We start from the raw sequence: 14,550 nt of genomic DNA on the forward strand, positions 1-14,550 counted from the left end.
CAAACTCTTCAGTTAAAATCATTTTGAAGTTTTAATCTAAACTTCCAAATCTGGCTCATCAATTTTCTGACTTAAATTTCGCTCAAATAAACTTCGAGTAATTTAAACCAATCAATCAATGAAATATTTTCGATCAATCAATCAGTAAAAATCCACACAAGTTGTTCTTCATAATCTCTTAATGATCTTAATTTCTGCCTCGTCAGCAGAAATTTTAACACAAAACACTTCTAACAACTTAACCCTGTAAGCTAAGTTCGTAGGCTGTTTCGCGTCGGGATGGGTGCATTATAGGGCAATTTCCTACACGTGCAAGTGCTTTTAACTGCTTGTTTTCACGAGTGTTGGATTTTTACGCACTATTTTGGTTCAAAAACACACAAAACTCGCACTAACCCTATAATTTTAAATTAAAAATATGTTTTTCATATTTTTGCAATCTAAATCCGCTTATTTTGTTGAGGCAGCCTCTTTCACTTTCACACTGAGTATTTTTACCGCTTGTTTCGGTACATTTTGATGCATGCCATAGTTGCCTGTTGGTACTTTTACAATTTTATCGACAACATCCATACCTTTAGTGACTTGACCAAATACCGCATAGCCTGCGTTACGTGGACTTCGATTTAAGAAATCGTTATCTACCACATTAATAAAGAATTGGCTGCTGGCAGAATCAGGATGATTCATACGTGCCATCGCCAAGGTACCACGGGTATTTTTCAATCCATTACTTGATTCATTACGAATGGTCGCTTTGGTTGGCTTTTCTTGCATATTGGCATCCATACCACCGCCTTGCACCATAAAGCCTGGGATAACACGATGGAAGATCGTACCGTTATAGAAGTTTGACTTGGCATAGTTTTCAAAGTTCTTTGCAGAAACTGGGGCTTTGTCATTAAACAGTTCGATTTCAATATTGCCCATGCTGGTTGTCATTTCTACCACGGTGTTGGCTGCCATCGTATTGAAGCTGATAAGCATTGCTGCCATGGTAAACATACTTTGTTTTAACATTTGCTGACCAATCCATCTGTGTTGTATTTGCATTGCATCTATATTAATAAGATTATGCGAATAAATCAGTGGTTATTTTTTATCACGCTGGAAAACTTATGTATAAAAATAATTCAGATCAGAGCCGACTGTGTCCAGCACCTTGGCAACTTCAAGGTGAAGCCTATATTTTAAATTATTGGCTCAGCTCACAATTTTTAAAACAGGCACAACCTTTTGGCTTAACACCTTCTTTTTTAGGACGTCTTGTTCAAGTCATGTGGGTGCGTTATCACGCTAGCCCCATTGGTGCTTACGATGAGCTGCTGATTTTAGATCATCCTTTATTTAGGCAGCGTCGTTTATCTACTATTCCTAAAATTTTCGTTTCAACCGAGTCTTCTGTGCAACACGGACAACAACTTTGGGGCATTCCTAAACAACTGGCAAGCTTTGATTGGAATATTCAAGATCGACAGATAAGTTGCAAAATACAACACGCAGATTTGCAACTCGCCATTCAACTTGAAAAATGTAATAAGCAACACGGCTTTTATATTGATAGTCGCTACATCCCTGCTGCACTTTTAAAAATTCAGCAAACATGGCAAGGGAAATCCTATCAATTTAATCCTTCTTTTCGCGGCAGATTAATTCCACTCAAATATACATCTTGGCAATCGAATCCAAGTTTGTTTCCTGATTTTAATCAGGCACGCTTCATCAACGGTTTTTACGTGCCTGAATTCGAGCTGACTTTTCCTGAAGCCGAAATCTCTACTCTGGTTTAATTGTTCCACGTGAAACAGATGAACAAAACCAACCTAAGATTTAGCTACGTGGTCGATCCCAAAATTTTCTAAAGTTTTTACACATTTCAATGCTGATTTTTTTGGCGCGACGCGACACAAAGGTCATGCTAATAAAACCATGTGTTTGATCTAAATATTCTACATATTTTACCGTGACAGCATGTTGACGTAATTTATGTGCATAAATTTCAGCTTCATCATGCAAAACGTCATGCCCTGCTGTGACCACAAAGGCAGGCGCTAGTTTTTTCAATTTGCCAAAAGTTGGCGAAATGATTGGATCATCCAAAGCGACCTGATGCTGTGTGACATAGTGCTGGGTGACAAAATCAATATCTTGTCCCGTCAACACCAAACCATCTTTATAAGCAAAGAATGAAGGATGGCGACTCTTAAAATCTAAGGCTGGATAAATTAAAAATTGTGCGTCAGGTGCATAGGCTGAATGAGCACTACGCTGTGCAACCACCGCTGCAATATTACCACCCGCACTATCGCCTGCCACCGCTATGCGATTTTTTAAAATTTTCATTTCTCGACGATGTTGATATGCCCATGCCAAAGCATCTTCACAGACTTGAATAATCTGCTGTGGACTAGCTTCAGGCGCGAGTGGATATTCCACACTCAACACTTGTGCATGGGCATGTACCGCCATTAAGCGGCAAAATTCGTCATGACTGTCTAAACCACCCACCACAAAACCACCACCATGAAAAAACACGATTAAAGGCAATTTTTTATGTGGTGCAGGATGATAATAACGCGCTGCGATATTGCCACTGGCTAAGTTTAAACGGATTTCTTCAACTCGTTTGACCGCAGTTGGAGTGCTCAGAATAGATTGCATTTGTCGATCAAATGCCTGTCTAGACTGTACAGGGTCAGCACCAATAAAACCAATTTTCCCTTGTTTTAATTGTGCCGCCATCATGCATTTAATAAATGGATCAAGGTCTGGATAATGATACGGATAACCCAAAGCTTGAGCCAAAGTATGATGTACTCGACTTGGTAACTTATTTAATGCACGTGCAGCAGCACCTTGTCCTTTGTGCAATTTATTTTTGAGAGATGAATTCAAAATTTGCATGCCTGTTCCTTTTTATATGTCTGCATGATTTGCCTAAACGCTTCATAATTTCTTCATGATCAACAGCACAGTGACCATTTTGTTATACAAGTGCTTCAATCGTTATACACATTCAAATTACCTATACGCTACCCTGCTTTTATGACGCTGTCATTGACACTATTGCGGTCTATGATTGATGTTTCAGACAAATTTACCTCATCGGCTCAGGAGGCAGAGCATGACAAAAAAATTGATCTTACTTTCGTGCGCAACTGCCATTTTAGCCGTAGGTTGCGTGGTCGTGCCTGACGAAGGTTACTACGATGGACGATATGAGCCACGCTATGACCGTCGCTATGATGATGATCATCGACGGTATGACAATGATCGGCAGCGTTGGGAATATCAACAAGGTAAAAATCGGGTTGAGTTAGAGCGTCGTAAACGTGAACTAGAACGTCGTGAATGGGAACAAAAACGACAACAGCAATTACAGCAACAACGCTATGAACAAGAGCGACAACGCTTAGCAGAGCAACGCAAACGCTTATCGGAACAGCAGCGTAAACAGCTAGAGCAAAAGCGCAAGCAGCAAATTGAAGCTGAACAAAAAAAGCGTGAGGAAGCACGTAAACGCTGGCAACAACAACGTGATGCACAACAAAAGCGCTGGCAGGAAAACCGTAAAGACCGTGAACAACGACGTGATCGTGATTGAGTCTTACAGCAAAGCAAAACAAATGAGGTAAAAAAAGGGCTTATTCAGAAGTTAGATAAGCCCCGAAAACACATTTAGCAATACACAAGAAACTACAGCGATATAGCATCTATGCGCAAAGAATAAGCAGTGTTAGGTTTTGTGTAAAATATATAATTACTCTCGATTAAGTTGTTTTAGCGATTAATCAACCAAAACTTAAAAACTCTAATCATACGCATGCACAATATAGTGAACAAACACCCAGTCGAATCCTGTTGATAAAACAGTGTTTTTAGCTATCTCCGTAATAAAAGCACTGGTTTAGCTGAATAATCAGCTCCCTATTACCATACTTTTTTAAACAAAAAAATATTATAAGTTTCAAAGTTTAATTTGCTTCATTCATCCGCCGACATCTTGATTCAAAATGTATTGTTTTGACCAAATTTCATGGCAATGAAAATTAATCTACTGGCACGCTTGAATTTTGCCTGCCCTGCCCCGATTTCTTAGCTAATTACGAACTTCTCTAACCATGGCAGTTCAGCAATAACGCAGTTAGCACTGACGCCAAAGGACTGTACATGTTTAAAAACCCATTTAAACGGAGTAAATCAATGGCAACTGAGCAGAACGAACAAACTCAAGACCTTGAGCAAGAGCAGACGGAACAACAAACAGCGCAAGATACTGAGCAAGCAGAAGTTTCCGTTGAGTCTTTACAAGAACAACTGAGCAAACTTGAAGAAAACCTAAAATTGGAAAAAGCACGTACTGCCAATGCAGTTTACGAAGCGGAAAAAACCAAAGAGCGTTTAGAACGTGAAGCAGATACAGCTAAAAAGTTTGCTTTAGAAAAGTTTGCTAAAGAATTATTGGATTCTGTAGACAACCTTGAGCGTGCTATTGCCGCCAATGGTGATGAAAAAACTGCCTTGTCTGAAGGTGTGGAACTGACCTTGAAATCATTACTGACCACTTTAGAAAAGTTTGGTGTGGTGGTGATTGATACAGCCAATGGTTTCAATGCAGACCTGCATCAAGCCGTAGGGATTGATCCAAATGCAAAAGCCAATGAAATTGGCAACGTATTACAAAAAGGCTACACCTTACATGGTCGCTTACTCCGCCCTGCAATGGTGATGGTTGGCGCTTAAGTCTTATAAAATCGAGAGTTGATAAAAAATTTTCATCTAAACAACTTGAAAAATTTTGATTGGCTCTCATATCGAATAACAAGTGAAAACATTGCAAAAGAATTTTTGAGGAAACATCCAAATGGCTAAAATCATTGGTATTGACTTAGGTACAACTAACTCATGTGTAGCGGTACTTGAAGGCGACAAAGTTAAAGTAATTGAAAACGCAGAAGGCGCACGTACAACTCCATCTATTATTGCTTATAAAGATGGCGAAATTCTTGTAGGTCAATCTGCAAAGCGTCAGGCTGTAACTAACCCGAAAAACACATTATTCGCAATTAAGCGTTTGATTGGTCGTCGTTATGAAGACCAAGCGGTACAAAAAGACATTGGTCTTGTGCCTTACAAAATCATCAAAGCAGACAATGGCGATGCTTGGGTTGAAGTGAATGACAAGAAACTTGCACCACAGCAAATTTCTGCAGAAACTTTGAAAAAGATGAAAAAGACTGCCGAAGATTATTTGGGCGAAACAGTTACTGAAGCCGTGATTACTGTACCTGCGTACTTTAACGATGCACAGCGCCAAGCAACCAAAGATGCGGGTAAAATTGCAGGCTTAGAAGTTAAACGTATCATCAACGAACCAACTGCTGCTGCGCTTGCATTTGGTATGGACAAGAAAGAAGGCGACCGTAAAGTTGCTGTATATGACTTGGGTGGTGGTACTTTTGACGTATCGATCATTGAAATTGCAGACCTTGATGGCGACCAACAAATTGAAGTGTTATCAACCAACGGTGATACCTTCCTTGGTGGTGAAGACTTTGACAATGCCTTGATCGAATACTTGGTTGAAGAGTTCAAAAAAGAGCAAAACTTCAACTTGAAACAAGATCCATTGGCATTACAACGTCTGAAAGAAGCGGCTGAGAAAGCAAAAATCGAGCTTTCATCTTCAAATGCGACTGAAATCAACTTGCCATATATCACTGCAGACGCAACAGGTCCGAAGCACTTGGTGATGAACGTGACTCGCGCCAAACTTGAAGGTTTGGTTGCTGATTTAGTCGCTCGTACCATTGAGCCATGTAAAGTTGCGCTACAAGATGCAGGACTTTCAACTTCTGACATCTCTGACGTGATTTTGGTGGGTGGTCAATCACGTATGCCACTTGTACAACAAAAAGTACAAGAATTCTTTGGCAAAGAGCCACGTAAAGACGTAAACCCAGACGAAGCTGTTGCAATTGGTGCAGCAATTCAGGGTGCCGTATTGTCTGGTGACAAAACTGACGTATTGCTTCTAGACGTAACTCCGTTAACGCTTGGTATTGAAACTATGGGTGGCGTGTTGACGCCAATCATTGAGAAAAACACCACGATTCCTGCGAAGAAATCTCAAGTGTTCTCAACAGCGGCAGACAACCAGCCTGCAGTAGACATTTCAGTTTACCAAGGTGAGCGTAAAATGGCTCAACAAAACAAATTGTTGGGTAACTTCCAATTAGGTGACATTCCACCAGCGCCACGCGGTGTGCCACAAATTGAAGTTTCGTTCGACATTAACGCTGACGGTATCTTGAAAGTGTCTGCAAAAGACAAGAGCACAGGCAAAGAACAATCGATTCAAATTAAAGCAAACTCTGGTTTGAGCGATGCTGAAATTGAAGCGATGATTAAAGATGCTGAAGCAAATGCTGAAGAAGACCGTAAGTTTGAAGAACTTGCAAAAGCACGTAACGAAGCGGATGCTTTAGTTTCTTCTGCTCAAAAAGCAGTAAAAGACCTTGGTGAACAAGTGACTGCCGATGAGAAAACTGCGATTGAAACTGCAGTCACTGAGCTTGAAGCGACAACCAAAGAAAATGATGTAGATGCAATCAAAGCAAAAACTGAAGCATTGCAAAACATCATCATGCCAATTACGCAACGTGCGTATGAAGCTGCACAAGGTCAAGGCGGTGCACAAGGTTTCGACCCAAATGCATTTGGCGGTGACGCAGGTCAACAAAAAGCCGATGATGGCGTTGTGGATGCTGAATTCACTGAAGTCAAAGATGATAAAAAATAATTTGTCGCTTTAACGCACATCAAAAACCGCGCTGCAAGCAATTGCAGCGCGGTTTTTCTTTTCGATATCCATACACTGACTTCAAGATTTAAATGAAAGAGCACAGACAATTGGACGCTCAACCGAGTACAATAGATAAAATGATGCTCTAACTGCAAATAGATTGAGTTTCTGCCCTACTTTCGGCTACAGTAAACCCAAAAAAGGATGCCGCTAGCAATGCGTTTGTTTCTATTGGGTGCAATCATACTGTTTTCTATCTTGCTGATTTATCAAAATATTCAACATCCTCATACACGACACAATACTGCACTAGATCATTTAAAACATCCTTTAGATACTCGCTTACGTTATCGTATTGCTGAAGTCGATCCGCGTTTTGGCTTAAGCCATGCCGATTTACTACAACTGAGTCAGGAAGCCACCCATATTTGGAAACAAGGGACGGGACATGATTATTTTGTATATGACCCGAACGCCAAGCTCGCCATTCACTTGATTTATGATCAACGTCAAGATGAATCAAACCAACGCCAACAACAACTTACAGCCATTGAACAACGCCAACAACACTGGAACAATCAAAACCAAAATATTCAAGCACTAAAACAAGAAATTGCAGATAAAAATCAACAACTTGATGCAAAAAAAATGCTATTTGAACAACAACTTGAACAATACAATCGTCAAGTACAGCAAATTAACCAAAGTGGTGGGCTACATCCTTCGCAACAGGAAATTTTTGCAGCCAAAAAACAAGAAATCCAGCAACACATGTGGAGTTTAGAACACGAAATAGCGCAATTTAATCAGCAAATTAACCAGCTCAATCAACAAGTCGATGCCCTCAATCAACTTAATCAAGACATTGATGTATCCATCCAGCAATTTAATGCACGTTTTCAACCACGTTTATTTGATAAAGGCAGCTTTGATGGTCAGACCATTCGGATTTATGAGTTTCAATCTAAAGATGATTTACGTCTAACTTTGGCGCATGAATTTGGTCATGCTTTGGGTTTAGCACACCATAACGACCCTTATGCCTTAATGTATCCAATGCTAAAAGATCAGCAGTTGCAGAATTTCCAACTGCGCCCTGCCGATCTCGATTTACTCCATGCACGGCATTGAGCAATCTGGCAAACTGAAGTGACTAAAACACAAAGCTCCCCTCACCCTGTACGATAGTTGCATATCCATTACACGTGCAAAGGCAGCAAATTTACTCATTTCATGTTATTGTGAAGGCTCTGTATAACCCTGAACGATCTGTGGAGATTCATGTGAGTTACTACCATATCCTGATTGAAGTAAATGACCACATCAGCACGATTGAACAAAGCCGTGATATCGAAATTTTTGATATTGTTGAGCTTCAACCTTGTCTCCACTCGATTTTATTGCCGTATTTTAATGAGCAAGTGATTGAACTTGAAGATGAAAATATTGAATACAAAGATATTTTGCATCTTGAGGTTAGACAGACCTTATTACCAATTGAACACCTGATTGAAGAAGAACAGCGTTTGCTGCCAAGTGATACCGACATCACCATTTCAGCTTATGAAATTTTTAATAACAAAGAATTAAGCCAAGATGTCACGACTGTGATTTTTGATTTGCTTGAAGCAGTGAAAATTGAACCTTAATCCCCTGTTTTAAGACAAAAATTAAAAAGGTCTGCACATTTGCAGACCTTTTTTATGCAATCGCAACAACTTATTGCATCATTTGTTTGGCCGCTTCATTACGAAACGCTCTTAAAATTTGCTGCCCTGCCCGACCTGTTGCAGCCAAGCCGAGTCGAGTCTGTTCCTGACGAATCGCTTGACGGGTTTTGTCGCCAATTAAACCATCCACTTCACCAATGTCATAACCACGACTTAACAAAAAGCGTTGAATTTCACGGCGTTCTGCGCGGGATGTACCTGCATCATCGGTTGGCCAAGCGGTGCGGAATGCAGACTGCCCCATTAAACGATCTGATAAATGCGCAATCGCTAAGGCATAACTTTCTGCTGCGTTATAGCTATAAATGGCATCGAAGTTTCTAAACACTAAGAATACAGGGCCATTCGCACCTGCAGGTGCCATCAAGCCTGCCTGACTACTGCCCGATAAATTGCCCTGAATTAATGCCGAACCATCTGCACGAGTCAACCCACGATTAACCCAACTGCTGAGGGATTTTTTATTGCGTCGCCCTTCACCACTCAAAGACATGCCTGCAGGCACTTTGACTTCAAAGCCCCACGGCTGCCCTGTTTGCCAGCCGCGACGTTTTAAAAAGTTAGCGGTGGAAGCCAAAGCATCTGGAATACTAGATACTAAGTCACGGCGACCATCACCATCAAAATCGACCGCCAACTCATCATAGGTCGATGGCATAAACTGAGTATGCCCAAACGCCCCTGCCCATGAGCCTTTTAATTGTGATTCAGTGACATCACCACGTTGCAATAAACGCATGGTGGTAAAAAACTCACCTCGGAAATAGCTTTGACGGCGTCCTTCACAGCTCAAGGTACCTAGCGCTTGCAATAATGGATAGGATCCTGAAATCGCACCAAAGTTGCTTTCTACACCCCAAACCGCCACTACAGTTTCTGCAGGTACGCCATAGGCTGCAGCAACACGATTAAGCACATCACGGTGCTGTGCCAATTTCTGCTGCCCCGCCTGCACGCGCTCATCATCCACCAAGCCTGAAAGGTAGTCCCAAATTGGCGTGGAAAATTCAGGTTGGTAATTTAAACGCTCAATGACGGAATAATCTGGACTAAGATTTTGAGTATAGCGATCATAACTGCTGCCACTCACCCCTTTGGCAATGGCTTGGCTGCGTAAATTGGCCAAACAACTTTGAAAATGGTTTTGTGGTTGAAAATTTGCAGATGTACTGACCGTTGGCGTTACGGTGACAGATTTTCCATTGATAATCAGTTCTGCCTGAACCTGAGTAGCTGCCATTGCAGCTGTCGCAAAAATCACAGCGAAACGATGCATAATACCCTTTGATGTGTTTTGAATTTAAATCTTGGCTTTACCATAACACCTTCAGCCACAGAGATCAGATGAAAATCTGTAACTTTAAATTCATTTACACAGTTTTAAATTCATTTTCTCGTTTTAAATTTAAAACACTTATCCACAAGTACGGCATCTCACATTTTTAAATTCAAAATCACAACACATGATAAGACTTTTAAATTTAAAAGTTTAAATTCAAATTAAACCAACCCAAGTTATCCACAAAACACGACATTCACTGCATATTTACGATGTATTACTTTGAATTTAAAAGTAGCTTTTTAAATTTAAAGATCAAAAGAGCCGCTACTTTATTTAAATTCAAAACTGCAGATCTATCTTTAAATTCATTTCTGATATTTAAATTCAAAGTTGAAGCATCGCTTTAAATTTAAAACGCGCTATTTGAATTTAAAGTTTTGAATTCATAATTATCATCTGTTTCCCATCAGACTTGTGCGCATTTTTATTTTAAGTATTGCTTTGCTACGGTGATGGTTGCTTATTCAGCCTGATCTATCTTAATCAACCTAAAATTACAGCGTCAATCCTAGACAGATTAACGGTAGAACACCTTAAAAATGGGCAGAATAAAAAATGTGAGAGCATAAAAAAGCGCTCATCGTGATGAGCGCTTTGGCGTCATTTTTAAATTTACAAGCTCATATCAGCACTGAGCGCCAATGGATTTGGCAAAATTTTTGCCAATTGGCGGCATAAATCTGTCAACTCAGCAGCATCATTCGGCATTAAAGTAATATGCCCAATTTTACGACCTTCACGCTCAGTTTTATTGTACAAATGCAAATGTGCGCCATTCAATGCCAACACATCTTCAGTTTTGGGATGCTGACCAATAATATTGACCATCACCGTTGGACGTACCACTTCAGTTGAGCCTAACGGTAAACCTGCTACAGCACGAATATGGTTCTCAAACTGCGAACACACCGCGCCTTCAATTGACCAGTGACCTGAGTTATGCACACGAGGTGCCATCTCGTTGGCATACAAGCCCTTGTCAGTGACAAATAGCTCTAGCGTTAATACACCAACATAATTTAAGTGATTGAGCAGGCGAGTGATGTAGTCTTGCGCCACAGGCTGTAAGTCTGCGCTGTTTGGTGCTGGTACAATCGAATGCGATAAAATACCGTTGTGATGATGGTTTTCTGCCAATGGCCAAGTTTTTACTTCACCATTTTGACCACGCACCGCAATAATAGATACTTCACGTGAAAAAGTAACAAAACTTTCTGCAATCAAGCTGCCTGCAGGGCCAAGTTCTGCCCATGCTTGTTCAATCTGATCTGCACTGCGCAGTACAAACTGACCTTTGCCATCATAGCCGCCTGTTGCGGTTTTTAGCACAATTGGCAGACCGAGTTCAGCTACAGCAGCCTGTAAACTTTCCAGCGAGTTGACGGCTTGGTACGGCGCAACAGGAATCGCCAATTCATCAAATAAGCCTTTTTCCAGCAAGCGGTTTTGGGCAATTGCCAAAGCCTGACGTGGTGGATGCAAGTCTTTGTGCTTAATCAATACATCAACATCAGCCAACGGAGTATTTTCAAACTCAAGGCTGAATACATCGGCACTGTGTATAAAATCTTGTAGGCTATTTTCGCTTTTGCTGGCAAAAACCTGACCCAAGGTTGCCGCTGGGCAATCTGGACTGGCTTCAAAAAAGGTACATTGAATATTTAAGGGTAAAGCCGCTTGTGCCATCATGCGACCCAATTGACCGCCACCAAAAATACCGATGGTCTTATCCATAGTAATTGTCCCGCTTAAGCCTGACCTGGAATATTGTTGCTTGAAACTTTCTCAGTTTGCGCGGCACGGAAATTGGCAACATTTTGTGCAATTTCTGGACGGGTTAAACCTAAAATTTGGGCTGCCATAATTGCCGCATTGGTTGCTCCCGCAGGACCAATAGCCAATGTACCTACGGCAATACCTGCAGGCATTTGCACAATTGAAAGTAATGAATCGACACCATTTAAAATTGAAGATTTCACTGGCACACCCAAAACAGGTAAATCAGTTTTAGCTGCACACATACCTGGTAAGTGTGCGGCACCACCAGCGCCTGCAATAATCACCTGAATGCCACGATCACGCGCTTGTTCAGCATATTCAAATAAGCGATCTGGGGTACGGTGTGCAGAAACGACTTCCGCTTCAAATGGGACACCAAGCTGCTTCAGCATATTGGCAGTGTGTTCGAGAGTTGCCCAATCCGATTGAGAACCCATGATAATTCCAACGAGAGGAGCGTCTTGTGCAGCGGCCGCGTTCATTACAAATATTCCAGAAACGAAACTAAGGAAAGAGAAATTCAGGCGAGAAAGCCAAGCTTGAATAAGAACTCCACATTATAGACTGATTTTTCGACTTGTTAAAATTGAACACGGCGACTCAACCGACTTTTTTGATTATTTTTATCGGGTTATTTTAAAGAATTGAAAACAGTTAAACAAAATAGGTGAACCTAAAGCTATTCAAGCGAGCTAAAACTCGTCTTTAAGGCGCACGAAATACAAAATACACGCAACCACATAAACATAAGGCTGCCCATAAATAATCCAGTTTAAAAGGTTGCTTAAACAGAAAAATCATAAACGGTACAAACACCAATAAAGTCACAACTTCTTGGGTAATTTTCATTTGACCTACCGCCCAGCCATGCTGCGCCAGCAAACGGGTAGCAGGAATCATCAAACTGTATTCAAATAGGGCGATCACCCAACTGAATAAAATTGCCTGCCACAGCGGAGCATCATGTGGTAAAAACTTGAGATGACCATACCACGCCAAGGTCATAAAACAGTTTGCAATCACCAAAAGTAAAAGTGCTGAAGACATTGTGTCGTACTATCTTAAAAATTCAGTTTTATTTTACGAGCTATTTGCCATAAAAAATGCAAGAGCAGCAATTTTTTACATCCTTTGGCGCAGATTCAGCTCAGAAAAATCCCTGAAATGAGATACAAGAATCACTATCTTTTCGCCAAAACCCTTGCTATCGTTGCTTCAAATCAAGTTAATCACGACAACAGCACAAAAATACGTGATGTGTCTATAAAAGCAGTGGAGTAAGGCGGAATGCATCTGCATATTTTGGGTATTTGTGGCACATTTATGGGCTCATTGGCACTTTTGGCCCGCGATTTAGGACATACCGTCACAGGTTCAGACCAAAACGTCTATCCACCGATGTCGACTCAACTGGAAAATGCAGGCATTACCTTAATGCAAGGTTATGACCGCAGCCATTTACAACCGCATCCTGATTTAGTGATTGTGGGCAATGCCATGAAACGTGGGATTGATGCGGTTGAATACATGCTGAATGCAGGTTTACCGTATATTTCTGGCCCGCAATTTTTGGCCGATCATGTCTTGCAAGGCAAACACGTACTGGGCGTTGCAGGCACGCACGGCAAAACCACCACCACCACCATGTTGGCGTGGGTATTGGATCAGGCAGGCTTAGAACCGGGCTTTTTAATTGGCGGCGTTCCTTTAGGCTTTAGTGAAAGTGCACGTTTGGGTGCAGGCAAGTATTTCTGTGTCGAAGCCGATGAATACGACTCTGCGTTTTTTGATAAACGCTCCAAGTTCGTACATTACCATCCTAAAACCGCCATTTTAAATAACCTTGAATTTGACCATGCCGATATTTTTGATGATTTGGCCGCAATTCAAAAACAATTCCATCATTTGGTGCGTACCATCCCAAGTGAAGGGCGCATTATTGCCCCAATTACAGAAACCCATATTGATGAAGTGTTAGAAATGGGTTGCTGGACACCTGTGCTACGTACTTCGCTCAATGCAGATCCACAAGCGGAACTGTATGCAGAACAACTTGCAGCAGATGGTTCACATTTTAAAGTTCTGAAAAATGGTGTGCTACAAGGTGAAGTGCGCTGGAATATGACTGGGCAACACAGTGTCGCCAATGCCTTGGCAACCATCGCCGCAGCAGAGCATGTTGGGGTTGCAATTGAAACCGCATGTGCAGCGCTGTCCAATTTTGGTGGGGTGAAACGCCGTATGGAGTTATTAGGCACCATACGCGGCATTGAAGTCTATGATGACTTTGCCCACCATCCAACCGCAATTGAAACCACACTGGACGGCGCACGTAAGCGTTTGGGTGAGCGTAAGCTTTGGGCGATTATTGAACCACGTTCCAACACCATGCGCATGGGCAGTCATAAAGAAGGCTTGGCAGATTCAGCACGTTTGGCGGATGCTGTGATTTGGTATCAACCTGAAGGTTTAGACTGGGATTTACAGCCTGTGGTTGCGGCTGCTCGCAATCATGCAGTGGTGGCCAATACTTTGGATGAAATTATTCAAAACATCGTGAGCCAAGCAGGTGAGGGCGATGCAGTGGTGATTATGTCAAATGGTGGATTTGGTGGTTTACATCAAAAACTCATTCAGGCTTTGCAACACACGGCTTAAAATCGCTTAAACTGATTTAAAACTCTTTCAAAAAAAATCCCCTGTTTTTGGCAAAAAATAGGGGATTTTTATATTAATTATAAATTTATATATTATAATTATTAAAAACAACAATACTGCTCATGAACTTGTCATCTTGACCTGTTACTTTAAAAAGATTACATCCTGCGAGCATGACGGTTGCTACAGGTTGGCTGCTGGATGTCTTTCATCATTATTACTAAGAAGGATGGTCA

General features: G+C 41.3%; 13 protein-coding genes. 7 read left to right on the top strand and 6 right to left on the bottom strand.

The annotated features are described in order from the left end of the window. Window positions 1–450: 450 nt before the first annotated feature. A complete protein-coding gene (locus tag FTU35_RS11050; RefSeq protein WP_180052190.1) occupies window positions 451–1,020 on the bottom strand; it encodes a peptidylprolyl isomerase in 570 nt (189 codons plus the stop codon). Window positions 1,021–1,118: 98 nt separating this feature from the next. On the opposite strand from FTU35_RS11050, the gene FTU35_RS11055 reads away from it, so the two are divergent. Beyond that, a complete protein-coding gene (locus tag FTU35_RS11055; protein WP_180064730.1) occupies window positions 1,119–1,790 on the top strand; it encodes an acetoacetate decarboxylase family protein in 672 nt (223 codons plus the stop codon). 40 nt (window positions 1,791–1,830) lie between these two features. Here the strand turns inward: FTU35_RS11055 and FTU35_RS11060 are convergent, their stop codons facing one another. Beyond that, the gene (locus FTU35_RS11060; protein ID WP_180064731.1) at window positions 1,831–2,904 is read right to left on the bottom strand and encodes an alpha/beta hydrolase; all 1,074 of its coding nucleotides are present in this window, start codon (window positions 2,902–2,904) and stop codon (window positions 1,831–1,833) included. A 220-nt stretch (window positions 2,905–3,124) separates the two neighbouring features. Here FTU35_RS11060 and FTU35_RS11065 point away from each other — a divergent pair, with 220 nt between their 5' ends. The 5 genes from FTU35_RS11065 to FTU35_RS11085 all read left to right on the top strand — a co-directional run bounded on the left by FTU35_RS11065 (window position 3,125) and on the right by FTU35_RS11085 (window position 8,454). Continuing rightward, entirely contained in the window at window positions 3,125–3,604 is a 480-nt protein-coding gene (locus tag FTU35_RS11065; RefSeq protein WP_178867890.1) for a hypothetical protein, read from the top strand. Between the two features lie 566 nt (window positions 3,605–4,170). Next, the gene (gene grpE, locus FTU35_RS11070; protein ID WP_256732321.1) at window positions 4,171–4,743 is read left to right on the top strand and encodes a nucleotide exchange factor GrpE; all 573 of its coding nucleotides are present in this window, start codon (window positions 4,171–4,173) and stop codon (window positions 4,741–4,743) included. Window positions 4,744–4,864: 121 nt separating this feature from the next. Then, window positions 4,865–6,802 (top strand): molecular chaperone DnaK, encoded by a 1,938-nt coding sequence (gene dnaK / locus FTU35_RS11075; protein WP_154321227.1) that lies wholly within the window; start codon window positions 4,865–4,867, stop codon window positions 6,800–6,802. Window positions 6,803–7,021: 219 nt separating this feature from the next. Further along, window positions 7,022–7,936 (top strand): matrixin family metalloprotease, encoded by a 915-nt coding sequence (locus FTU35_RS11080; protein WP_180064732.1) that lies wholly within the window; start codon window positions 7,022–7,024, stop codon window positions 7,934–7,936. A gap of 140 nt (window positions 7,937–8,076) precedes the next feature. Next, entirely contained in the window at window positions 8,077–8,454 is a 378-nt protein-coding gene (locus FTU35_RS11085) for a hypothetical protein (RefSeq protein WP_162164695.1), read from the top strand. A gap of 70 nt (window positions 8,455–8,524) precedes the next feature. On the opposite strand, the gene FTU35_RS11090 is transcribed toward FTU35_RS11085, so the two are convergent. From FTU35_RS11090 to FTU35_RS11105, 4 genes are all read right to left on the bottom strand, one after another. Next, entirely contained in the window at window positions 8,525–9,811 is a 1,287-nt protein-coding gene (locus FTU35_RS11090; RefSeq protein WP_004969803.1) for a lytic murein transglycosylase, read from the bottom strand. A gap of 678 nt (window positions 9,812–10,489) precedes the next feature. Further along, entirely contained in the window at window positions 10,490–11,611 is a 1,122-nt protein-coding gene (locus tag FTU35_RS11095; RefSeq protein WP_104852791.1) for a 5-(carboxyamino)imidazole ribonucleotide synthase, read from the bottom strand. A gap of 14 nt (window positions 11,612–11,625) precedes the next feature. Further along, window positions 11,626–12,138 (bottom strand): 5-(carboxyamino)imidazole ribonucleotide mutase, encoded by a 513-nt coding sequence (purE, locus tag FTU35_RS11100; protein ID WP_019836195.1) that lies wholly within the window; start codon window positions 12,136–12,138, stop codon window positions 11,626–11,628. 223 nt (window positions 12,139–12,361) lie between these two features. Continuing rightward, complete coding sequence (locus tag FTU35_RS11105) at window positions 12,362–12,703, bottom strand: DMT family protein (RefSeq protein ID WP_019836196.1); 342 nt, start codon at window positions 12,701–12,703, stop codon at window positions 12,362–12,364. Between the two features lie 240 nt (window positions 12,704–12,943). On the opposite strand from FTU35_RS11105, the gene mpl reads away from it, so the two are divergent. Beyond that, entirely contained in the window at window positions 12,944–14,314 is a 1,371-nt protein-coding gene (mpl, locus tag FTU35_RS11110) for a UDP-N-acetylmuramate:L-alanyl-gamma-D-glutamyl-meso-diaminopimelate ligase (protein ID WP_180064733.1), read from the top strand. Window positions 14,315–14,550: the final 236 nt, after the last annotated feature.

This window comes from Acinetobacter sp. YH12095 (genome assembly GCF_013419245.1).
Taxonomy (GTDB): domain Bacteria; phylum Pseudomonadota; class Gammaproteobacteria; order Pseudomonadales; family Moraxellaceae; genus Acinetobacter; species Acinetobacter towneri.

Bases quoted from the DNA above. Each gene is read 5' to 3' on its own strand.
- FTU35_RS11050 (WP_180052190.1), bottom strand. From the start codon at position 1,020: ATGTTAAAACAAAGTATGTTTACCATGGCAGCAATGCTTATCAGCTTC.
- FTU35_RS11055 (WP_180064730.1), top strand. From the start codon at position 1,119: ATGTATAAAAATAATTCAGATCAGAGCCGACTGTGTCCAGCACCTTGG.
- FTU35_RS11060 (WP_180064731.1), bottom strand. From the start codon at position 2,904: ATGCAAATTTTGAATTCATCTCTCAAAAATAAATTGCACAAAGGACAA.
- FTU35_RS11065 (WP_178867890.1), top strand. From the start codon at position 3,125: ATGACAAAAAAATTGATCTTACTTTCGTGCGCAACTGCCATTTTAGCC.
- grpE (WP_256732321.1), top strand. From the start codon at position 4,171: ATGTTTAAAAACCCATTTAAACGGAGTAAATCAATGGCAACTGAGCAG.
- dnaK (WP_154321227.1), top strand. From the start codon at position 4,865: ATGGCTAAAATCATTGGTATTGACTTAGGTACAACTAACTCATGTGTA.
- FTU35_RS11080 (WP_180064732.1), top strand. From the start codon at position 7,022: ATGCGTTTGTTTCTATTGGGTGCAATCATACTGTTTTCTATCTTGCTG.
- FTU35_RS11090 (WP_004969803.1), bottom strand. From the start codon at position 9,811: ATGCATCGTTTCGCTGTGATTTTTGCGACAGCTGCAATGGCAGCTACT.
- FTU35_RS11095 (WP_104852791.1), bottom strand. From the start codon at position 11,611: ATGGATAAGACCATCGGTATTTTTGGTGGCGGTCAATTGGGTCGCATG.
- purE (WP_019836195.1), bottom strand. From the start codon at position 12,138: ATGAACGCGGCCGCTGCACAAGACGCTCCTCTCGTTGGAATTATCATG.
- FTU35_RS11105 (WP_019836196.1), bottom strand. From the start codon at position 12,703: ATGTCTTCAGCACTTTTACTTTTGGTGATTGCAAACTGTTTTATGACC.
- mpl (WP_180064733.1), top strand. From the start codon at position 12,944: ATGCATCTGCATATTTTGGGTATTTGTGGCACATTTATGGGCTCATTG.